The following is a 23,299-nucleotide window of genomic DNA, read 5'->3' on the forward strand; positions in this document are numbered from 1 at the left end:
AAGGATCATTTGATTGAAAAGAAGGATAATTCTGGACCTGATTTATCAGGTTTCAGCTCACAAAATAAAGAAAGGAGCAGTGAGACACTGTAAACCTTATCGGTAAAAAACAGCATTTTTTAATCGGTAAAAAACGACATTTTCACATCGGCGTTGACACTAACCTAACTTTGGAGATGATTGATGAGGTTCTTAGTAGGCTAGAAGAAAGCATTGAACAACTCAATGTAGAGATTGATCAATCTCCCAAGTTATCGCCTAATCCAGCTAAACAACAGCGAAGGAAACTAAGAACTAGTGTAAATCAGTTAAAAAAGAGAAAAATTAAGTTATCAGAACATAAAGGTCAGATGGCTGTATTTGGTAATCGAAATAGTTATTCAAAAACTGATCATGATGCTACCTTCATGCGAGTTAAAGAAGATCCCATGCAAAATGGTCAATTGAAACCAGCTTATAATGTACAGATCGCAACGAATAACCAATTTATTACTGGTTTTGGAATTTTTCAGAATCCAACAGATACCCGAACCTTTATTCCATTTATTACCCAACTTAATTCACGAAACTATTTAGGTAAATATGTTGTGGCAGATGCAGGATACGGATCTGAACCAAACTATAAATTTGTAGAAGATGAATTATCAGATTGTGAATCATTAATCCCCTACGGGACTATGCTCAGAGAAAAAAGTCGAAAGTGGCAATCGGATGACCGTAAGGTTATGAACTGGAACTACGTTGAAAATGATGATTACTACATTGATCCTAAAGGTGTACGATTTCACTTTTGGCGCTATTCTAAGCGAACTGACAAATATGGTAACGTCCGTCATTTTAAGGTTTATCGTGCTGAAGTTTTAGACAATAATCAAAATAAGATTAGTGAAGCACTAACTCCCCATGGGGCTCCAAGATATATCACGGTTAACGGAGAGTGGGAATATCACAAAGCCAGGACACGAAATAAGCTTTCTTCGAAGAAAACAGGCGATATCTACAAGCGACGAAAAATAGATGTTGAGCCGGTTTTCGGTAGAATGAAGGCCTTTTTGGGATTCAATCGATTCTCATTGAGGTCACTGAATAAGGTGAGAAAAGAATTTGGTATCGTTGTAATGGCACTTAATATGAATAAATTGGTTACTTTGAGGAGCTAAGCTCCTTAATCTTGACTAAAAAAGTGGAATCTAAATCGAATTATCCGATTTAGATTCCACTTTTTAAAGACTTATGTCACAGCCTCATTTTTGTTGTTCAATCTAATTAATGGAAGATACCCATCATTCGAGCAAATGTAGGAACAACCAAGTCAATGAAGATTGAGATAACAACAACGGCGATTGAAGCCATTGAGCCTTGGATTGAGCCTAATTGAACGGCTTTAGCAGTACCAACGGCGTGTCCTGCAGTACCCAAACCAAGTCCGGCACCCACTGGATCGGCGTTTAAACGGAAGAACTTGATTAAGATTGATGCAAGTGCGTAGATGATAACGGCGTTCAAGATACATGCCATCGCTGTAATAGCGGTGTTACCACCGATAGCACCAGCAACTGGCATAGCGATAGCAGTCGTAGCAGCTTGAGTTAACATTGAAGCTGTAACGACATTGTTCAAACCGAAGAGACGTGAAACGCCGACAGTTAAGAACAATGAAATAATTAAACCAACAAATAATGATAGCACGATTTCAAGCCAGAAACGCTTAACCACGTCATTACGACGGTATAGCGGAACGGCGAAGGCAATGGTGGCAGGGTTCAAGAACCAGAATAAAATGTCACCACCTGGTTTGTAAGCTGCTTGGTAGAAGTACGTTGCAGATACACCAAACCATTTTGCCATGACAACCAATACGGCAATACCTAAAACCATACCAACGAATAATGGTTGGAATAGGAAGAAGCCTTTTCCAATCTTAAATAGCCATTGGCCAATTAAGAAAACAACTAATGAAAGGAAAATACCGAAGAATGCTTGGCCCATGCTAGCGCCGGTGACAGGATTCTTCTCTAAGGCATTTCCAAGAAATGTAGCCCATGTCATTATAAATCATCCTTTTCTATGAGTGCGATTTTTTGTGAAAATTAACTATTCTTCAACGTGAGTATCACGATGGAAAACGTGACGACTAATCCACATGAAGCCGGCTGTTGTATAAGCGATTGAAACTAACATGATGATTGTAACAAGCACAACAACAGCGACAATCTGCACACCAGATTCCTTCATAATGTCAAGAGATGCAGTTAATTGAATACCAGAAGGGACGAACAAGAAGGCAATTAAACCAACTAAGAAGTCAGCCATCTTTTCAACCTGGTACAATTTAACAATCTTGGCACATAACAGTACGTACAGAATAACTAAACCTAAAACTGGAGTTGGTACTGGGAATGTTGCTGGGAAAAGTGGTGATATTAAGCTAGAAACAAACAAGATTGCGCCAAAGATCCCCATTTGTTGCAAGATAGGAGCAGCTTCGTGCTCTTCAGTTGCTGGAGTTTCGTTTTTTGCATTGCTAGCCATAATCAAACACTCCTTTCAAAAATTTATTTGAGAATTTTAGAAAACTTTCACAATGTAGGAATAATAATTAAAAAAATAAAAGATGTTCTAAAACCTCTTGTTCCTATTATATAAATTATGGTGGGCGATTACAAGGGTCTAGAAATCGCAGAAACCTTTTTCACAAAGTATAATATTTTATGAAACCGCGTCAGCATGGTCTCACACGGTTGATAAAACGTTTTACTTATTATTTTCCACAAATTTAGACAGACTCGTTACGAATTCTTATACAACATAAGATTGTTTTTACGCGATTTCCTTTGTATAGTATAGTATAGGAAATCGAGAAGAGAGGTTCGTCATGTTAAAATTTGAAATCATTGTCAGCTTAGTTGCGACGATGATTCTTTCAGCAATTCTAACGCCATTTGTGCGAAAGCTGGCTTTTAAGATTAACGCTGAGGATCAGCCAAATGCGCGTCGGGTTAATAAAGTTGCGATGCCAACTTTGGGCGGACTCGCTATCTTTTTAGCTTATACCTTTACGACGATGGTACTTGTGAGGAGTACCATCCCACCACGTCAACTGTGGGGCGTTTTTGCGGCGGAACTTGTGATCATTGCAACTGGAATGATTGATGACATCTTTGTCCTTAAGCCACGACAAAAAATGTTAGGTATTTCGATTGCCGCATTGGTCGTTTACTTTGGTGCCGGTTTGAAGATGACCAGCCTTACCTTGCCATTTATTGGTAACTTACAAATGGGTTGGTTAAGTCTACCGATTACTTGGTTATGGATTGTCGCCATTACAAATGCAATCAATTTGATTGATGGGTTGGATGGTTTAGCGACTGGGGTATCAATTATTGCACTATCGACTGCCGGAATTACCGGATTTTTCTTCCTTAACGTTGCTAATACATATGTCGCTATTATGATTTTTTCATTGGTTGCGGCTATGATCGGTTTTTTGCCTTACAACTTTTTCCCGGCTCGAATTTATTTAGGTGATACGGGTGCACTGTTTATCGGGTTTATGATTTCAACTTTTTCACTCTATGGCTTAAAAAACGCCACGTTCATTTCAGTGATTATCCCGGTTATCATTCTAGGTGTACCCATCACTGATACGGTCTACGCCATTTTACGAAGAATGCTGAATCGGCAACCAATTACGCATGCTGATAAGCATCATTTGCATCATCGATTGATGCAAATTGGGTTGACTCATCGGCAAACAGTACTTGTCATTTATGGCATTGCTTTGATTTTTTCGTTTATCTCACTGCTCTATCCAATTTCAACTTTCTGGGGCTCGGTTCTTCTGACCGTCGCCATTATGATTGGACTGGAGTTGTTTGTTGAAGCAATCGGCTTGGTGGGAACAGATCGTCAACCGTTCCTGAACTGGATTAAGCGAATCGTTAAGGGAATGACCTCCAAAAATTCAAATGATCAAAATAAAGACTAGCTCAGTTGAGCTAGTCTTTTTGTTTGGTATAGGGGACCTCTTGAAAGCGATCCTCACCGACTGTGATTATTAATTTACCGGCTAATAAATTAGTTAAGGCGGTTGTCGTCGACGTAATTTGATCTGAGTTAACAAAAATACGCAGTTTGACGGTGGCACCGAATTCGGGTTCTTGGGCATTAATTGTCTCGGTGCTGATGAAGTGAGCGAGTTTGTCATAAAGAGCATAGTCCACTTCGATGAGGATTTCGGTTTGCTTGACGCGCGCTACTAATCCGATTTCGCGAATGGCATTGGAGGTAGCGTTACTGTAAGCCCGAATTAAACCACCAGCTCCTAGCTTGATGCCGCCGAAATACCGAGTTGTCACAGCGACCACATTATGGAGCTGCTCTTGCTGCAGAACATTTAAAATGGGAACGCCAGCCGTGCCAGAGGGTTCGCCGTCATCACTTTCACGTTGGATATGATCATCATCGCCGAGCATATAGGCGTAGCAATTGTGATTGGCTTTGGGGTTCTGGTCTTTAACGCTAGCGATGAAGGTCTTAGCCTCTGCTTCGTCAGTAATTTTTGCCATGGCACAGATGAAACGAGATTTTTTGATCTCGAGTTCAGCTCGACCGTTTTGTTTAATGGTTAAAAAAGGTGCCAAGGTGGGCGCCTCCTTTCGTAAATGCTGCTGATTTTTGCGTAATTATCAGTTGAGGTGATAAAAATGGATGTGAGTGAATTTTTTGGTCGGCAGTTATTGTCATCAGAGCTCCCGGTAGGCTGGAAAGAACGGGTTTCTAAGTTACAAGTCCAACCAGGGATTGAAGTTATGGCAACGACCGTCCGATGCAACCGTTGTGGGGTGACGACTACAAAGCAACGATGCACCTTACCAAATAACCAATTTTACTGTCCTAGCTGTATTCAACTAGGGCGGGTCAGTACCCTGAACTCACTTGTATCACTCCCGGAGCCGAATCGATTCGAGCGAATTAATCAAAAGGACGTCCTGACTTGGAAGGGGACACTTTCGAAGACGCAGGATAAGTGTGCTACTGATATCCTAACAGTTTTTCAAGAACGAAGACAACATCTACTTTGGGCAGTGACAGGTGCTGGGAAGACAGAGATGCTATTTCGAGGTATTGCTTGGGCTTTGTCTCAAGGGCTGCGGGTTGGACTGGCTTCGCCCCGTATAGATGTTTGTAACGAGTTGTTCCCACGACTGGTTCAAGCTTTTAAACGAACCGATATCCAACTCCTTCACGGTCGTAGCGATATCCCGTATCGCTATTGTCAATTTACTATTTGTACCACTCATCAATTATTGCGATTTAAGGTAGCGTTTGATGTGTTAATTATTGATGAAGTTGATGCTTTTCCCTTCGCACAGGATGATGGCTTATGGTTTGCTGCTCAACAAGCGAAAAAGGCAGATGGGGCGCTTTTGTTTTTAACTGCGACCCCCGGAAAGAAACTCTTTCAGATGATTCAACGTAAAGAGCTTTCAATCAGCTATTTGCCACTACGATATCACGGTCATTTACTACCTACAATTACTTGCCGGCTTGCCTCAAAATGGCAACTTAAATTGGAGAAGGGACGTTTACCGAGATCTTTAATCGTACAAATGCAACAACGGTTGAAACACAACATTCGATTTTTACTTTTTGTTCCCCATGTTGCTCAATTGCCTGCTGTTCAGACGTCATTGCAGCATACATTTCCGAACGAACAGATTGTGACAGTACACGCTGGTGATCCGGATCGGCTAGAAAAAGTACAGCTGATGCGTTCAGAAGAAATTAATTTTCTGGTGACGACCACTATTTTGGAGCGGGGTGTCACTTTTCCAGGAATCGACGTTTTTGTTTTGGGGGCAGATGATGCGGTCTTTTCCAGTGCTGCACTTGTACAAATCGCCGGTCGAGCGGGAAGAAACGTGGCACGGCCGACGGGGGATGTGATTTTTTGGTGCCAGTCGTTTGCACCAAACGTACTGGAGGCCATCAAACAAATTAAGTACGTGAATCGAAAAGGTCGAGTACTACAACAGGTGAGGGCTGAAGACAATGGCTGAGTGTTTGCTGTGTCACCGGTCAATGAGCCATCAGTTAACATTAACGCAACTGTTATTGCCAGTTCCAATTGAAAAACGATGTTGCTGCGAGCGGTGCTGGCAACAATTTGAAGCTATTCATTCCGATAAGGCTTGTTCAGTTTGTGGTCGTCAGCTGACAACTCGAACGATTTGTCAGGATTGTCAAAAATGGCAAAAACAAGCCACAATGGAATTTAAGAATCGGGCTTGCTTCGTCTATAACGAGGCAATGCAGGCATTCATGCAACAGTATAAGTTTGCCGGTGACTATCGGCTGGCTGCCGTATTTGAGCCTTTTTTTCGTCAGCAGGTTAACAGACAAAAGGCCGACATCGTGGTCCCCATCCCAGTTTCTGAGGAAACAATGCAGACACGGGGGTTTAATCAAGTTATGGGGTTACTACCAAACGTTGTCTATCAGTCACCATTGGCGATTAAATCTAATTGGCACAAAGTTAGGCAATCAAGTAAAAATCGTCACGACCGATTACAGTCACCGCAGCCATTTATCATTAGTCGACCTGAACTCATTGCCGGAAAATCCGTCTTAATTGTGGACGATGTATACACAACTGGGCGAACGATTCGACATGCCGCTAAATTAATTCAAGATGCTGGTGCCAGGCAAGTTAACGGTTTAACGTTGGCTCGTTAATAAAAAAATTAGCCAAATAATTGTTAAAGTTAGCGCTTTCTATTATAATAAATACAAGAAAGACATCCGAAGAGTGGTCCTTCGGATGTGTTCTAACCAAGCTAGACTGCTTGTGTTGAAGGGAGAGAAGTTTTATGCTCACATTTAATATTCGTGGAGAAAACATCGAGGTTACTGACGCTATTCGGGATTACGTACAAAAGCGTTTAGCTAAACTCAAGAAATACTTCGAAAAGAACGTAGACTCAACTGCTCACGTAAACTTGAAGGTTTACCAAAATAAGACTGCTAAGGTCGAGGTAACCATTCCGTTGCCTTACTTGACGCTACGAGCAGAGGAAACTTCACCAGATCTTTACGCAAGTGTTGATTTAGTTACCGATAAATTAGAACGTCAGATTCGCAAGTACAAGACTAAGGTTAACCGCAAATCACGTGAAAAAGGCTTTAAGAACGTAGACTTTGCTGCACCGGTCGATGATGAGGCTGCTGAAACAGACGAATCAGAGAATGCCATTTCAGTCGTTAGAACAAAGCGTATTTCATTAAAACCAATGGATAACGAAGAAGCAATCCTCCAAATGGATATGCTTGGCCATGATTTCTTTATCTACGAAGACGCTGATACTAACGGGGTTAGCATCGTCTACCGTCGTAACGATGGTCGTTACGGTTTAATTGAAGCTAGTGAAGAATAGTTTTAAACTTAATGGGTCTGGGACAAATTGTTCCAGACTTTTTCTATCTTTATGCTCAGATAGTTTTAAAAGCTGGGGTTTAATGTTAAAATATCAACTAGTTTGTTTTAATCAGATTTTTACGTTTATAAAGTATTGAGTAGAAGGGATTTAACTAATGGCTAACATTTTAAAGAAATGGGTTGAAAGTGACGCGCGCGAGCTTAAGCGTTTGAGCAAATTAGCTGACCAAGTCAACGAATTCTCAAAGCAGTACGAAAGCTTGTCTGACGACGATCTTAAAGCAAAAACCCCAGAATTAAAGCAACGTTATCAAGATGGTGAAACCCTTGATGACTTGCTACCAGAAGCCTTTGCGGTAGCGCGTGAAGGTGCCAAACGAGTGTTAGGACTTTACCCATTCCATGTTCAAATTATGGGTGGTATTGTACTTCACGAAGGTAACATTGCCGAAATGAAGACTGGTGAAGGTAAGACCTTGACGGCAACGATGCCAGTTTACTTAAATGCCTTATCTGGTGACGGCGTCCACGTTGTGACGGTTAACGAATACCTTTCAGAACGTGATGCAACTGAAATGGGTGAGTTATACAACTGGTTAGGGTTATCGGTTGGATTGAACACCGCTAAAAAAGAACCTGCAGCCAAGCGTGAAGCCTACGCCGCTGACATTACTTATTCAACCAACAGTGAAATTGGATTTGACTACTTACGTGATAACATGGTGGTTTACAAAGAAGACCGTGTTCAACGTCCATTAAACTTTGCTATCGTGGATGAAGTGGATTCAATTTTAATTGATGAAGCCCGGACCCCATTGATCATTTCTGGTCAAGCTACTGGTACGACGCAATTGTATCAACGTGCAGACCGATTTGCGAAGACACTTCATGAAGATGAAGACTTTAAGATTGATTTGGAATCTAAGACGGTTTCATTGAACGAACAAGGTATTCAAAAGGCTGAAGAGTACTTCAACCTGAACAACTTGTACGATACTGACAACACTGCCTTGACCCACCATTTGGATCAAGCACTTAGAGCGAACTTCATCATGCTCCGCGATAAGGATTACGTGGTTTCAGATGGCGAAGTGCTCATCGTTGATTCATTTACCGGTCGGGTTATGGAAGGTCGTCGATTCTCTGATGGACTTCACCAAGCTATCGAAGCAAAAGAAGGCGTTGAAATCCAAGAGGAAAATAAGACGATGGCGAACATCACTTATCAAAATCTTTTCCGGATGTACAAGAAGCTTTCTGGTATGACGGGTACTGCCCGTACTGAAATGGAAGAATTCCGCGAAATTTACAACATGGAAGTTGTAACCGTACCAACTAACAAGCCTGTTGTTCGTGTGGATGAACCAGATTTGCTTTACCCATCATTGGAGTCTAAGTTCGATGCCGTTGTGGCTAAGATTAAAGAGTTACACGAAAAGGGTCAACCAATGTTAATTGGTACTGTTGCCGTGGAAACTTCTGAATACCTGTCACAACGTCTTGATGAAGAGGGTATCCCTCACGTTGTCTTGAACGCTAAGAACCATGCTCGTGAAGCCGAAATCATTATGAATGCCGGCCAACGCGGTGCCGTAACGATTGCGACCAACATGGCTGGACGTGGTACCGATATTAAATTAGGACCTGGTGTCCGTGAAAATGGCGGTTTAGCCGTTATTGGGACTGAACGACATGAATCACGACGGATTGATAATCAACTTCGTGGTCGTGCCGGTCGTCAAGGTGACCCTGGTATGACTCAGTTCTACTTATCACTGGAAGATGATTTGATGAGACGATTTGGTTCTGATCGAATCAAGAACTTCTTACAACGTATGAACGTGGAAGGCGAACAAGCGGTTATCCGGAGTCGGATGATTACTAAGCAAGTTGAATCAGCTCAAAAACGAGTTGAGGGTAATAACTACGATTCACGTAAGAACGTCCTTCAGTATGATGATGTGATGCGTGAACAACGTGAAATTATTTACGGTCAACGTTCACAAGTAATTGATGAAAACAAGTCATTGAAGTGGGTTATCATGCCAATGATTGAACGGACCGTCGAACGAGTGGTTAACTTGCATACGCAAGGCGAACAAAAGGATTGGGATCTTAGTACCATTCTTGATTTCGCTATTTCCGCAATGGTTAGCCCAGACGAAATTAGCCTGAGTGACCTTGAAGGTAAGTCAGCAGCTGAAATCAAGGACTACTTGATGGATATTGCTAACCGCGTTTATGCTGAGAAGCAAGAACAACTTTACGATCCAGCTCAAATGCTCGAGTTTGAAAAGGTTGTTATTCTGCGAGTAGTTGACTCACACTGGACAGACCATATCGATGCAATGGACCAATTACGTCAATCAATCGGGCTTCGTGGCTACGGTCAATTGAACCCACTTGTTGAATACCAACAAGATGGCTACCGGATGTTTGAGGAAATGGTTTCCGACATTGACTATGATGCAACTCGTCTCTTTATGAAGTCAGAAATTCGTCAAAATATTACTAGATAACACGAAACGACATGACGGAATTTCCGCCGTGTCGTTTTTTACAAGGAGCGAAAAACATGGAATTAAGTGACGCAAAAAAACAAATACAAGCCATTCGCAGTGAAATTAATGGCTTTAGGGGGTCTCTTTGACTTAGATGCCCTTAATGAGAGTATTTCGGTTAACGAAAGTAAGATGGCAGAACCGGGCTTCTGGGATAATCAACAAGAGGCTCAAGTGCTGATCGATGAAACAAATGATCTGAAGAAAAAATATGATGATTTCCACCAATTAGAAACTGATTTAGACGATGTGGACGTGCTAATGGAGCTCATTTCAGATGATCCTGATTCGGGAATGGAACAAGAATTTGAGACGCAACTCGACCAGTTACAGTCAAATCTCCGTGATTACCGTTTGGCCCAATTGTTGAGCGGTAAGTATGACAAGAATAACGCAATTCTGGAAATTCACCCAGGGGCTGGGGGAACGGAATCACAGGATTGGGGCTCAATGTTGCTCAGAATGTACACACGCTGGGCAGAAAAGCATCAATTCAAAGTGGAGACTATAGATTATCAACCAGGGGATGTGGCAGGGATTAGTAGTGTTACGGTGCTGATTAGCGGTCGAAACGCCTATGGTTATTTACGTTCGGAAAAGGGCGTTCACCGCTTGGTTCGAATTTCACCCTTTGACTCCGCCGGACGCCGGCATACGTCTTTTGCTTCAATTGATGTCTTGCCCGAATTAGATGACTCGGTTGATATTGATATTAATCCTTCTGACCTACGAATTGACGTTTATCGTGCCAGCGGTGCCGGTGGACAACACGTCAACAAAACGTCATCAGCCGTACGGATTACCCATGAGCCAACCGGTATTGTTGTTGCCAGTCAGGCGCAACGATCACAATTGCAAAACCGGGAAACGGCCATGAACATGTTGAAGGCTAAGTTGTATGAGTTAGAAGAAGAGAAAAAGGCTAAGGAAAAGGCAGCTCTTGAAGGCGTTCAGCTCGATATTGGTTGGGGATCGCAAATTCGTTCTTATGTTTTCCATCCTTACTCAATGGTGAAAGATCACCGAACGAATTACGAAACTGCTAATGTGCAAGGTGTGATGGATGGGGATTTAGATCCGTTTATCAATGCATACTTGCAATATCAACTAGGGGAACAAAATCCGGATTAGTCTGTGCATTTGGCTAAACTGCGATATAATAGGCTTTAAACAATGTCGAGTGAACGCTCGGCAATACATAGTGATAGTGGAGGAATGTTATGAACGTTTGGTGGGTCTTACTTATTTTTATTTGCCAGCCCGTGTTATGGATTGGGATTATCCGCACATGGTTGACGGCAAATCACCGGATTACGCATGAACGAAAAGATTTCCGGAGTGCGGTTTACCGGGAAAAATTCGAAATTCGGCACTTAGTTCTTTGGAGCGCGGGATTAGGGATCCTGACATCCATCGTGACTGTTGTACTGGGACTGATGGTTCCTGTTGAATTTCTCGTCATTTATGAAATCCTTACGGCAGTAATGTTATTAATCTTACCAGGAGCGCTTCTACCCGTGGGGGGATTGATCCTTTCGATTTTAGCGGTGTGGGCGCTGGATTACTTTGGAATAGATGTAGCTAATCAGTTTCAGTTACCATTAGGCCTATCGTTGAGCGATACGGCATCAGCAAATTACTTGGTGTTACTGACGATTGCCATTTTACTAACGGGATTCTTTGTTTCGAGAGTGGGGGGGCGTTACCCTGCACCTCGAATTTTTCAAAAACGACGTGGAAAGCTGGTTGCCGGTTACCCGTTTAAGGAATTGTTATTGATCCCCACCATCTTTTTAGTTCCAGGAGATTGGATCAGTAGTCACTTGGCATTTTGGCCAGTTTTCCAATTAGGTCATCAAAGCGTCACGTTTTTGATTTTGCCGTTGTTAATTGGCTTTAAACTAACGATTTTCAAACAAATTCCCCGCATTGCGTTAAGAGCAATTGGCCGGCGCTTTTTGATTTTGGGTGGCTTAGGTGGTTTATTGATTATTGTTAATTACTTTGTTACCGGGATTGCTTGGTATTCAACCGCAGCTATCGCTGTTATTTACGTGTTAATCGTGCTTCGTTCGATTTGGTACGATCGCCACCAACGGGCTTGGTATTCTCGGGTGGATGAAGGCGTGAGATTACTGGGGATTATGCCAAATACGCCAGCAGCTAAAATGGATTTAACGGTTGGTGATGTTATTTTGGATTGTAACCACCGACCTGTGAGTTCTGAGACTGAATTGTACGAAGCCTTACTATTGAATCCAACGTATTGTCATTTGCGGGTGACAACGCGTGATGGGCAATATAAGATTACTGAAACGGCAATCTTTAAGGATGCGCCACATGAACTTGGCCTAGTCTTATTTAGAGACTAAGAATTCTATAAAAAGGGTTAAAGTCATGAACTAAGCTTGTCTTTATATCGACATCAATTATAAGATAGGTTAAGGTTGGTCAAAGTACCAAGCCTTAACCTATTTATTTTTGTCTCACCAATAAAATGGTAAACTATAAGAAAAGAATGATTACAAGCGATTGGAGAATGAATAATGGCTAAACAATTGACGAGATCAGACGACCGAATCATTGCTGGAGCACTGGGCGGTCTTGCAGAATACTTTGGCATTAATCCGACGTTGGTTCGGGTGCTATATGTGGTACTTAGCGTTTTCCCTGGCCACGTGATAGGCGGAATTTTAATCTACGCCTTACTGGTGACCTTTATTCCAAGTAAACGCTCAAAGGACTCCCTATTCAATACGATGCGCCAAGCAGGGCAAACTCGGCAATCTAATGGTCGAAAAACGCTAAACGATGTTGAAGAAGAAGACAAAAAACATCACGAAGGGGACTAGTTATGAAATTTTGGTTACGAACCTTGATTAATGCGGTGCTGTTTATTGCGCTAGCCGGTTTCTTCAGAGATATGTTTTTTGTTTCTAATATCTGGATTGCGCTAGTGGCCAGTTTGGTTTTGGCATTACTTAATGCGTTGATCAAACCGATTTTATTCCTATTATCGCTACCCATTACTGTGATAACATTAGGGCTGTTCAGTATTGTGATTAACGCGGTGATGTTACAATTGACGGCCTTCTTCGTTGGCGATAGCTTCCAATTTTCGTCCTTTGGGGCGTCATTACTCATTGCGTTATTGATGTCCATTTGCAACACCATCATTTCCAGTTTTGTGAGTTCTAGAAATGCTTAATTTTTCCACTAATAAAACTAGTAAGCCGAACACTTAAAGTGATAAACTTAGTCAAGTGAAAACGGTTGAGGAGGTATAGCTTTGGCAGACAGTGTGACTGTAGCAGAGCTTGTAGAAAACGTCCGGTTGGATGTCTATACTGGTGAGGCCTATTTAAAAGATCGACGCATCACAACTAGTGATATTTCGCGTCCAGGTTTGGAGTTAACCGGCTATTTTGATTATTATCCCGCTAAACGGGTGCAATTATTAGGAATCACGGAAACGTCATTTGCTAAACGGATGACAAGTGCGGAATTGACAGACGTGATGACCAAGATGAGTCGGCCAGAAACGCCGGCGTTTGTGGTGTCGACTTCACTGGAACCACCTAAGGAGTTAGTAAAGGCTGCGGAAGCCGCTAAGATTCCAATTTTGGGTACAAAGGTGACCTCATCCCGGGTGCTTAGTAACATGACGAGTTACTTGGAAGGTCAGTTGGCCGAACGCCAGTCGATTCATGGGGTACTGGTAGATATTTACGGACTAGGTGTGCTTATTACGGGTGATTCTGGAATTGGTAAGAGTGAAACTGCGCTTGAATTAATCAAGCGGGGACACCGATTAATTGCCGATGATCGAGTTGAAGTGTATCAACAAGATGAGCAAACTTTGGTAGGTGAAGCACCTCGAATCCTGAACCATTTACTTGAAATTCGTGGAATTGGGATTATTGATGTGATGAACCTGTTTGGTGCGGGTGCCGTTCGTGGACAAACCGATATTGACTTGATTGTTCACTTGGAGAACTGGTCACCAGATACGCCGTTCGATCGTTTAGGTAATGGTACCGAGTCTAGTCAATTCTTTGATGTTCGCGTGCCAAAGGTCTCGATTCCAGTTAAAACTGGTCGAAACTTGGCCATCATTATCGAAGTGGCGGCAATGAACTTCCGGGCTCGTTCGATGGGCTATGATGCGACAAAAGTATTCGATGATAACCTCAATAGCTTGATTAAAGAAAATTCAAAAAAAGATGATTAGTAAGGAGCTGGCGGTTTCTTGAATACAGCTGCGTTAAATCCAATTGCATTTAATTTGGGACCAATTGAGGTTCACTGGTATGGCATTATCATTGCGTCAGCAGTGATTATTGCAGTTGCCCTGTCTGTTCGTGAGGGTGCTAGAAGAGGAATTCTAGCCGATGATATTTACGATATGATTCTCTGGGCGCTCCCAGTAGCAATTATTTCGGCCCGAATTTACTATGTGGCCTTTGAATGGTCCTATTATCAGCACCATCTGGATCAAATAATCCGGGTTTGGGACGGTGGAATTGCCATTTATGGCTCGTTAATCGGTGCCGGGATTGTGGTGTACTTCTTTACCCGTGCTAAATTCATTCCAACTTGGCTAATGCTTGATGTAGCTGCACCAACGGTTATCATGGCCCAAGGAATTGGACGTTGGGGTAATTTCATGAACCAAGAGGCGTTTGGAAAGGTCACCAGTTTGGCGTTTTTGCAGTCATTGCATTTGCCGGGGTGGTTGATTGAACAAATGAACATTTCTGGCGCCTATCGACAACCGACTTTCTTATACGAGTCGGTCTGGGATATTCTCGGGTTTGTCGTGTTGATGGCGCTACGACACCGGAAGGGCTTATTCCAGCAAGGCGAAGTTTTCCTTTCATACGTGATTTGGTATTCATTCGGTCGCTTCTTCGTTGAGGGGATGCGGACGGACAGTTTGATGATTGGCAACACGCTTCGGGTTTCTCAGTGGCTATCAATCATCCTGTTCGTCGGTGCCATTGTGTTAATCATTTACCGTCGCCGTCGAGCAACCACACCAATGTATTTAGACGGTAATCCATTTGCCAAAAAAGACCAAGTGGTCAAAAAATAAGGAGAGTTACAATGAGCGAAAAAATTGCAGTTTTGGGTGCAGGTTCATGGGGTAGTATTTTAGCCAACCTGTTAGTCGAAAATGGAAACGATGTTAGGCTGTGGTCTTACAACGCCCAACAAGTCGAAGAACTGAACAGCAAGCATACCAACGAAAAGTATCTGCCAAACTTCACTTATTCTGATAAATTAGTGGCTTATTCTGATTTGAAAGAGGCACTGATTGGCGCAGAAACTGTGCTGTTTGTTGTACCAACCCAAGCGGTTCGTTCAGTTGCCAAACCAGTAAATGAAGCCATTGAGGAACTTGGACTCAAGCCTTACTTGATTCACGGCAGTAAGGGGATTGAAGAAAATACTTACCTCCGACTTTCAGAAGTATTAGCTGAAGAAATTCCTGAATCAAATCGGAAGGCAATTTCAGTAATTTCTGGACCAAGTCACGCTGAAGAAGTGGCTAAGAAGGACATCACTTTAATTACTGCGGCCAGTGAAGACTTAGAAGCAGCTCAACATACCCAACAATTATTTATGAATGACTACTTCCGGGTGTACACGAACGATGACGTGATTGGCGTTGAAATTGGTGCTGCCTTGAAGAACATTATTGCCTTAGGTGCTGGTGCCTTGAATGGTTTAGGGTATGGCGACAACGCTAAAGCTGCCTTGATGACTCGTGGACTGGCCGAAATTTCTCGACTAGGTACATCGTTTGGTGCAAATCCATTTACTTTTATCGGTTTGTCAGGGGTTGGTGACATTATTGTCACAGCAACTAGTACAAATTCCCGTAACTGGCGAGCAGGCAACGAATTAGGTAAAGGTGTGCCATTGGATACCGTTGTAAACCAAATGGGAATGGTGATCGAAGGACTGACAACTGTGAAGGCAGCCTACGAGTTGGCTAAGCAACGACACGTTGAAATGCCAATTACCGAAGCCATTTACCAAGTGTTGTACGAAAATAAGGCTGTTAAAGAGGCCATTCGCAATTTGATGCAACGTGAAGGTCGTTCTGAAAACAACGATTAATTTAAAACATAGGAGACGAACTAGGTTATGAGAAAAGTAAAAAAAGCAATTATCCCAGCTGCAGGTTTGGGGACACGCTTTTTACCCGCAACAAAGGCTTTAGCAAAGGAAATGTTACCAATCGTTGATAAACCAACGATTCAATTTATCGTCGAAGAAGCCCGTAAGTCCGGTATCGAAGACATTGTGATCGTGAGTGGTAAGAGTAAGCGGTCAATTGAAGACCATTTTGACTCAAACCCTGAATTGGAAAACAACCTGAGTGCTAAGCACAAGGATGAAATGTTGAAGTTGGTTCAAGAAACAACGGATATCAACTTGTACTTCATTCGTCAATCACATCCACGTGGTTTAGGGGATGCTGTTTTGACTGCCAAGGCCTTCATCGGCAACGAACCATTCGTGGTTATGCTGGGTGATGACATGATGGAAGATAAAGTACCTTTGACCAAGCAACTCATTGATTCATATGAAACCACTGGTGCTTCAACACTTGCTGTGATGAAGGTGCCTCATGAAGACACTGCTAAGTATGGGGTCATTGATCCAAGTGAAGAAGTGAACCCTGGTTTGTACAACGTGAAGTCATTCGTTGAAAAACCAAACCCAGATGATGCACCTTCAGACTTGGCGATTATCGGTCGTTATCTCTTTACACCAGAAATTTTTACTGCCCTTGAAAATACTAAGCCAGGCAAGGGTAACGAAGTGCAATTGACGGATGCCATTGATTTACTGAACACGACTCAACGTGTCTTTGCCCGTGAATTCAAGGGTGATCGTTACGACGTTGGTAACAAGTTTGGCTGGATTCAAACTAACATTGAATACGGCTTGCGCCACCCAGAAGTAAAAGACCAATTACGTGCTTACGTGAAGGAATTGGGCAAAAAGTTGAACGCGGAAGACGCCAAGAAGTAGGCCTGAACGTTTTACTGGACATCCTTACTTTTTGATAGTAGAGTACAGGGTGATACTTTTTCAAGAATGGAGGAAACAAGTTGGCAAGAGAATACGATGTCATCGTGATTGGCGCCGGACCAGGTGGAATGACCAGTGCGCTGTACGCATCGCGTGCGAACCTTTCTGTGTTGATGTTGGATCGAGGAATTTATGGCGGTCAAATGAACAACACGGCAGAAATTGAGAACTACCCTGGTTATTCCTCTATTCTGGGACCAGATTTAGCTCAAAATATGTATGATGGGGCTACGCAATTTGGCGCTGAATACGGCTATGGTACAGTGGAAGCAATCGAAGATCATGGAAGCTACAAGACCGTGAAGACCGATTCTGAAACGTATCAGGCAAAAGCTGTCATTTTGGCAACTGGTTCTGAATACAAGAAGCTCGGCGTGACTGGCGAAGAAGAATTCGGTGGCCGTGGCGTTTCATACTGTGCTGTCTGTGATGGTGCCTTTTTCAAGAACCGGGAAGTCATCGTCGTTGGTGGTGGTGATTCCGCCATTGAAGAGGGGACTTACCTCGCAAAGATTGCTTCTAAGGTAACTGTTGTACACCGTCGCGATAAGCTTCGGGCACAAAAAGTCATTCAAGATCGCGCCTTTGCAAATGACAAAATTGATTTTGTTTGGAATACCAGCGTCGAAGAAATTATCGGCGACGATATGAAGGTGACGGGTGTCAAAGTCATCAATAACGAAACCAATGAAGAAAAGGTCATTGATGCTTCTGGTGTTTTCATTTATATCGGTATTTTACCAATGACGGAATCATTCCGTGACCTTGGAATTACTGACGAAGATGGCTGGATCTTGACTAATGACAAGATGGAAACTAAAGTACCTGGTATTTACGCAATTGGTGATGTACGTAAGAAAGATTTACGTCAAATTACCACAGCCGTTGGTGAAGGCGGACTTGCAGGCCAAGGTGTCTTTAACTACATCGAAAGTTTGAACGAGCAAAAAGTCAGTGCTGAATAGGCATTTTGATCATAAATTCAACTAAATGAGGAGTTCCGCGAGTGGCCGAGATGGTTGCCCCGGGACTCTTTTGTTTACTCGAAGAGGGCAGGTTAACTTTCAATTGTAATCAGTGGCGAAAATATGTTCGGTATGGTAAAATGATTTGGAAAAAGACGGGAAGGCGATTGCTTTCCTTTTTTTGAGTGGAAAAATTTGGAGGTTACGTATGATAGAACGTGATAGTAATCGTAAGTTTAATTTAGTTTCTAAATACCAGCCAACCGGTGATCAACCAACGGCAATTAAGCAGTTGACTGATGGAATCGTTTCTGGAAAGAAAGCCCAGATTCTTTTGGGAGCCACTGGGACGGGGAAAACGTTCACCATTTCAAATGTGATTAAGAACGTTAACAAGCCAACCTTGATTTTGTCTCATAACAAGACGTTGGCTGGTCAATTGTACGGTGAATTTAAGGAGTTCTTCCCTGATAACGCCGTTGAATACTTTGTGAGTTACTATGATTACTATCAACCAGAGGCATATGTGCCTTCAAGTGATACTTATATTGAAAAAGACTCATCGATTAACGATGAGATTGATAAACTTCGACATTCGGCCACCAGTTCATTACTCGAACGTAACGACGTGATTGTAGTGGCCTCAGTTTCGTCAATTTTTGGTTTGGGTGATCCAACGGAATATCGTGATCACGTGGTATCTTTACGTGTTGGTCAAGAAATTGAACGTAATGAATTGATGCGCAAACTCGTAGATATTCAATTTGATCGTAATGATATTGATTTTCAACGTGGCCGTTTCCGGGTCCACGGCGATGTGATTGAAATCTTCCCAGCTTCACGTGACGAACGGGCTTTACGAGTTGAATTTTTCGGTGATGAGATTGATCGAATTCGAGAAGTGGATTCACTGACTGGAGAAGTGGTCGGCGACCGTGAGCATGTGGCTATTTTCCCGGCAACCCACTTTATGACTAATGAAGACACCATCGATACGGCTATTGAAGGTATTGAAGCTGAGCTAAAGGACCGCTTGGCTTACTTTGAAAAAGAAGGTAAGCTGCTGGAAGCGCAAAGGCTTGAGCAACGGACAACGTATGATATTGAAATGCTCAAGGAAATGGGCTATACAAACGGGATTGAAAACTATTCTCGTTTTATGGATGGCCGTAAACCTGGCGAGCCACCATATACGCTCCTTGATTTCTTCCCAGATGACTTTTTAATTGTGGTCGATGAATCCCACGTCACCATGCCTCAAGTTCGAGGTATGTACAATGGTGATAGAGCTCGGAAACAACAATTGATTGACTATGGCTTCCGGTTACCAAGTGCGCTGGATAACCGTCCTTTACAGTTAGAGGAGTTCGAGCAGCATGTGAATCAAATCGTGTACATGTCTGCGACGCCAGGACCTTATGAAGCTGAGAAGACGAATGATGTAGTCGAACAAATTATTCGACCAACCGGTTTGCTGGATCCAATCGTTGAAGTTCGCCCAATTATGGGGCAAATGGATGATTTGGTTGGGGAAATTCATAAGCGGACTGAAGCAGATGAACGTGTCCTAGTAACTACGTTAACCAAGAAGATGGCGGAAGATTTAACTGACTATCTGAAGGATCTCGGTATCAAGGTTGCCTATTTGCATAGTGATATCAAGACACTTGAACGAACCGAAATTATTCGAAATTTACGTTTAGGTAAATACGATGTCTTAATTGGGATTAATCTGTTACGAGAAGGAATTGATGTTCCTGAAGTGTCGTTGGTCACAATTTTGGATGCAGATAAGGAAGGCTTTTTACGTAACGAACGTTCCCTGATTCAAACGATGGGTCGGGCCGCACGAAATGAGCACGGAAAAGTTATTATGTATGCTGACAAGGTGACGGAGTCTATGCAAAAAGCCATGGACGAAACCGCAAGACGTCGTACGATTCAGGAGAAGTACAACGAAGAACACGGCATTACACCGAAGACGATTAAGAAAGATATTCGTGAGTTAATTTCGGTGGTTAAGCCAAATGAAAAATCAGGCGAAAAGGATGACTTCTTGGAGACCGATTTTGATGAAATGACGAAAGAACAACAAAAAGCGATGATTAAACAACTTGAAGATCAGATGCGCGAATCCGCTAAGAAACTGGACTTTGAGCAAGCCGCAACACTTCGTGATACAATTCTAGAATTAAAAGCGGAAATGTAATGACGAACTGAATTGGGAGGGAAATTAATTGGCAAATGACCAAATTGTTATTCATGGGGCAAGATCACATAATCTAAAGGACATCGACGTTTCACTCCCGAAGAATAAGCTAGTCGTCGTGACGGGACTATCTGGTTCAGGAAAGAGTTCACTTGCGTTTGACACCTTATATGCTGAGGGCCAGAGACGATACGTGCAAAGTTTGTCGGCGTATGCTAGACAATTCTTAGGTCAGATGGACAAACCGGATGTTGACTCGATTGACGGCTTATCGCCCGCTATTTCGATTGACCAAAAGACGACATCGAAGAACCCGAGATCGACCGTCGGAACGGTTACTGAAATCAACGACTATTTACGTTTATTGTGGGCGCGGGTTGGAAAACCTATCTGTCCTAATGATGGAACTGAAATCGCCAGTCAGACTGTAGAACAAATGGTGGACCGCGTCCTTCAGTTACCAGAGCGGACTAAGGTTCAAATTATGGCACCAATCGTTCGGCAAAAGAAGGGCCAACACAAAAAGGTTCTTGAGCGAATTAAACGTGAAGGATTCGTCCGTGTTCGAGTAGATGGCGATATTCGCGATATTGATAGTGAAATTGAGTTAGAAAAGAATAAGGCACATTCAATCGACGTTGTGGTTGACCGAATTGTTGTTAAAGAAGGCATTCGTTCACGGCTCTTTGATTCATTTGAAGCTGCCTTGCGGATGAGCGACGGCTATGCCGTTGCTGATTTAGTTGACGACAAGCCAATTCTCTTTTCAGAACATTATTCATGTCCTATCTGTGGATTCACAGTTGGTGAACTCGAACCACGTTTGTTTTCATTTAACGCTCCATTTGGCGCTTGCCCTGATTGTGATGGCTTGGGCGTCAAGTTGGAAGTCGATCAAGATTTGGTTGTGCCAGATGAAACGAAAACCCTCGCTGAGGGCGCATTGGCACCTTGGAACCCAATCAGTTCACAATACTACCCAGCAATGCTGGAACAAGCTGCTGAACAGTTTGGCGTTGACATGGACACGCCTTGGAATAAGCTCAGTGAAGCTGACCAAGATTTTGTGTTGTATGGTTCAAAAGGTAAAACTTTCCATTTCCACTTCCAAAGTGATTTTGGTGGAGTGCGCGACACGGATGCCCCATTTGAAGGGGTTATCAATAACGTTAACCGCCGTTACCATGAAACCAACTCGGATTTCACACGAGACCAAATGCGGTCATACATGCGGGAATTAACCTGCCAAACGTGCCATGGATATCGGCTTAACGCACAAGCATTGAGCGTTAAAGTTAACGGTAAGCACATTGCGGAAGTTTCAGATTTAGCAATCGGCAAAGAGCTTACTTACTTTAAGGATCTAACCTTTGGTGAACAAGATGAAGTCGTTGCAAAACCAATTCTGAAGGAAATCAGAGACCGTTTGGTATTCTTGGAAAACGTGGGTCTCGACTATTTGACGTTGAGTCGTTCCGCTAGAACGTTATCTGGTGGCGAAGCCCAACGAATCCGGTTAGCAACGCAAATTGGCTCCAATCTTTCTGGGGTGCTTTATATTCTTGATGAGCCTTCCATTGGGTTACACCAACGTGATAACGACCGTTTGATCAGCTCTTTGAAGAAGATGCGTGACTTAGGTAATACGCTGGTCGTGGTTGAGCATGACGAAGATACGATGAAAGCAGCCGACTATCTAATCGATATTGGCCCAGGTGCCGGAGATAACGGTGGCCGAGTGATGGCTGCCGGAACGCCTAAGCAAGTTGAAAAAACGAAAAAATCGATCACTGGTCAATATTTATCTGGTCAGAAGTTTATCCCAGTACCTTTAGAGCGTCGAAAGGGGAACGGTAAGAAGATTAAACTAACAGGGGTCACGGAAAACAACTTGAAGAATATTTCAGTAGATTTTCCGCTTGGTAAGTTTATTGGTGTTACCGGTGTTTCTGGTTCTGGGAAGTCAACTTTGGTTAACTCCGTTTTGAAACGAGTATTAGCTCAAAAGCTGAATCATAATTCAGAAAAGCCTGGAAAGTACAAGTCCATTACTGGATACAAGAACATTGAGAAAATTGTGAACATCGATCAAAGCCCGATTGGTCGAACACCAAGAAGTAACCCGGCGACATATACCGGCGTCTTTGATGATATTCGTGGGTTGTTTGCGCAAACCAATGAAGCTAAGATGCGCGGTTATCAAAAGGGCCGTTTCAGTTTCAACATCAAGGGTGGTCGTTGCGAAGCCTGTCATGGGGATGGCATTTTGAAGATCGAGATGAACTTCTTGCCTGATGTTTACGTGCCATGTGAAGTTTGTCATGGTAAGCGATACAATTCAGAAACCCTTGAAGTAACCTATAAGGGAAAGAATATTGCTGAGGTCTTGGATATGACGGTCACGGAAGCTCTCGACTTCTTTGGCGCTATTCCTAAGATTAGCCGTAAAATTCAAACCATTGCGGATGTTGGCCTGGGTTATGTCAAACTTGGACAACCCGCAACCACCCTTTCTGGTGGTGAAGCACAACGTATGAAACTGGCCTCTGAGCTTCAGAAGCGCTCGGATGGGAAGAACTTCTATATTCTTGATGAACCAACCACAGGACTTCATATGGACGATATTAAGCGTCTTCTGGTAGTGCTTGAACGATTAGTTGATGCTGGAAATACGATTCTTATTATCGAGCATAATCTAGATGTGATTAAGTCAGCCGATTATTTAATTGACTTAGGTCCTGAAGGTGGCGACGGCGGTGGACAAGTCATTGCCACTGGAACCCCTGAAGATATTGCTCAGGTTAAAGAAAGCTATACCGGTCAGTACTTGAAGCCAGTGCTAGAACGGGATACGCAACGAACCAAAGAAATGAAGTAACAACTTGATCACGCCTGAATGGGCGTGATTTTTTATTTGAAACGGCAAATTCTATAATTAATCCGAACAGAAATTAAAAAGCCCAAAGCAATCACTTACAATGGTAGTAGCTAATTCCAACCAATATAGGGAGTGATTACT

At 42.8% G+C, this 23,299-nt stretch carries 19 protein-coding genes and 1 pseudogene; 17 read left to right on the forward strand and 3 right to left on the reverse strand.

Annotation, left to right across the window (positions count from 1 at the left end):
- Positions 1 to 146 precede the first annotated feature (146 nt).
- Positions 147 to 1,151, forward strand: a pseudogene (locus LOSG293_RS07580) (transposase); the annotation flags it as partial.
- Positions 1,152 to 1,266: 115 nt separating this feature from the next.
- Here LOSG293_RS07580 and LOSG293_RS07585 read toward each other — a convergent pair.
- Together LOSG293_RS07585 and LOSG293_RS07590 are read right to left on the reverse strand one after the other, a co-directional pair.
- Positions 1,267 to 1,989: an LrgB family protein gene (locus LOSG293_RS07585; protein ID WP_034528941.1), complete on the reverse strand. Its 723-nt coding sequence runs from the start codon at positions 1,987 to 1,989 to the stop codon at positions 1,267 to 1,269.
- Positions 1,990 to 2,094: 105 nt separating this feature from the next.
- Entirely contained in the window at positions 2,095 to 2,532 is a 438-nt protein-coding gene (locus LOSG293_RS07590; protein ID WP_034528881.1) for a CidA/LrgA family protein, read from the reverse strand.
- 343 nt (positions 2,533 to 2,875) lie between these two features.
- Between LOSG293_RS07590 and LOSG293_RS07595 the strand changes: the two genes are divergently transcribed.
- Complete coding sequence (locus tag LOSG293_RS07595; RefSeq protein WP_034528883.1) at positions 2,876 to 3,988, forward strand: glycosyltransferase family 4 protein; 1,113 nt, start codon at positions 2,876 to 2,878, stop codon at positions 3,986 to 3,988.
- Positions 3,989 to 3,998: 10 nt separating this feature from the next.
- Here LOSG293_RS07595 and LOSG293_RS07600 read toward each other — a convergent pair whose 3' ends face one another.
- Positions 3,999 to 4,643, reverse strand: coding sequence for a YigZ family protein (locus LOSG293_RS07600; protein ID WP_034528889.1), 645 nt, complete (start codon positions 4,641 to 4,643; stop codon positions 3,999 to 4,001).
- Between the two features lie 63 nt (positions 4,644 to 4,706).
- On the opposite strand from LOSG293_RS07600, the gene LOSG293_RS07605 reads away from it, so the two are divergent.
- The 15 genes from LOSG293_RS07605 (at position 4,707) to uvrA (ending at position 23,158) form a co-directional block, all read left to right on the forward strand.
- Positions 4,707 to 6,062: an ATP-dependent helicase ComFA gene (locus LOSG293_RS07605; RefSeq protein WP_034528892.1), complete on the forward strand. Its 1,356-nt coding sequence runs from the start codon at positions 4,707 to 4,709 to the stop codon at positions 6,060 to 6,062.
- A 22-nt stretch (positions 6,063 to 6,084) separates the two neighbouring features.
- A complete protein-coding gene (locus LOSG293_RS07610) occupies positions 6,085 to 6,738 on the forward strand; it encodes a ComF family protein (protein WP_081919931.1) in 654 nt (217 codons plus the stop codon).
- A 134-nt stretch (positions 6,739 to 6,872) separates the two neighbouring features.
- A complete protein-coding gene (gene hpf / locus LOSG293_RS07615) occupies positions 6,873 to 7,436 on the forward strand; it encodes a ribosome hibernation-promoting factor, HPF/YfiA family (protein ID WP_034528897.1) in 564 nt (187 codons plus the stop codon).
- A gap of 157 nt (positions 7,437 to 7,593) precedes the next feature.
- A complete protein-coding gene (gene secA, locus LOSG293_RS07620; RefSeq protein WP_034528900.1) occupies positions 7,594 to 9,957 on the forward strand; it encodes a preprotein translocase subunit SecA in 2,364 nt (787 codons plus the stop codon).
- Between the two features lie 56 nt (positions 9,958 to 10,013).
- Positions 10,014 to 11,130 (forward strand): peptide chain release factor 2 gene (gene prfB, locus LOSG293_RS07625; RefSeq protein WP_152551121.1). Its coding sequence is split into 2 segments (ribosomal slippage): positions 10,014 to 10,085 and positions 10,087 to 11,130, totalling 1,116 coding nucleotides; the frame shifts between segments, so codons are not numbered across the junction.
- 89 nt (positions 11,131 to 11,219) lie between these two features.
- Positions 11,220 to 12,371, forward strand: coding sequence for a PDZ domain-containing protein (locus LOSG293_RS07630; protein WP_034528902.1), 1,152 nt, complete (start codon positions 11,220 to 11,222; stop codon positions 12,369 to 12,371).
- A gap of 174 nt (positions 12,372 to 12,545) precedes the next feature.
- A complete protein-coding gene (locus LOSG293_RS07635; protein WP_034528904.1) occupies positions 12,546 to 12,851 on the forward strand; it encodes a PspC domain-containing protein in 306 nt (101 codons plus the stop codon).
- Positions 12,852 to 12,853: 2 nt separating this feature from the next.
- Positions 12,854 to 13,207 carry a phage holin family protein gene (locus LOSG293_RS07640; protein ID WP_034528910.1) on the forward strand — a complete coding sequence of 118 codons (354 nt, stop codon included), beginning with the start codon at positions 12,854 to 12,856 and terminating at the stop codon, positions 13,205 to 13,207.
- 81 nt (positions 13,208 to 13,288) lie between these two features.
- Positions 13,289 to 14,230: an HPr(Ser) kinase/phosphatase gene (hprK, locus tag LOSG293_RS07645; RefSeq protein ID WP_034528912.1), complete on the forward strand. Its 942-nt coding sequence runs from the start codon at positions 13,289 to 13,291 to the stop codon at positions 14,228 to 14,230.
- An 18-nt stretch (positions 14,231 to 14,248) separates the two neighbouring features.
- Entirely contained in the window at positions 14,249 to 15,094 is an 846-nt protein-coding gene (gene lgt, locus LOSG293_RS07650; protein WP_034528928.1) for a prolipoprotein diacylglyceryl transferase, read from the forward strand.
- An 11-nt stretch (positions 15,095 to 15,105) separates the two neighbouring features.
- Positions 15,106 to 16,125 carry an NAD(P)H-dependent glycerol-3-phosphate dehydrogenase gene (locus LOSG293_RS07655; protein WP_034528929.1) on the forward strand — a complete coding sequence of 340 codons (1,020 nt, stop codon included), beginning with the start codon at positions 15,106 to 15,108 and terminating at the stop codon, positions 16,123 to 16,125.
- Positions 16,126 to 16,152: 27 nt separating this feature from the next.
- A complete protein-coding gene (galU, locus tag LOSG293_RS07660; protein ID WP_034528930.1) occupies positions 16,153 to 17,046 on the forward strand; it encodes a UTP--glucose-1-phosphate uridylyltransferase GalU in 894 nt (297 codons plus the stop codon).
- 80 nt (positions 17,047 to 17,126) lie between these two features.
- Positions 17,127 to 18,071 (forward strand): thioredoxin-disulfide reductase, encoded by a 945-nt coding sequence (trxB, locus tag LOSG293_RS07665; RefSeq protein WP_034528931.1) that lies wholly within the window; start codon positions 17,127 to 17,129, stop codon positions 18,069 to 18,071.
- A gap of 208 nt (positions 18,072 to 18,279) precedes the next feature.
- On the forward strand, positions 18,280 to 20,280 hold the full coding sequence (gene uvrB / locus LOSG293_RS07670; RefSeq protein ID WP_034528936.1) for an excinuclease ABC subunit UvrB: 2,001 nt from the start codon (positions 18,280 to 18,282) through the stop codon (positions 20,278 to 20,280).
- Positions 20,281 to 20,308: 28 nt separating this feature from the next.
- A complete protein-coding gene (uvrA, locus tag LOSG293_RS07675; protein WP_034528938.1) occupies positions 20,309 to 23,158 on the forward strand; it encodes an excinuclease ABC subunit UvrA in 2,850 nt (949 codons plus the stop codon).
- The last annotated feature ends 141 nt before the right edge of the window (positions 23,159 to 23,299 follow it).

The sequence above is a fragment of the Secundilactobacillus oryzae JCM 18671 genome, from assembly GCF_000740055.1.
In the GTDB taxonomy this organism is placed as follows: domain Bacteria; phylum Bacillota; class Bacilli; order Lactobacillales; family Lactobacillaceae; genus Secundilactobacillus; species Secundilactobacillus oryzae.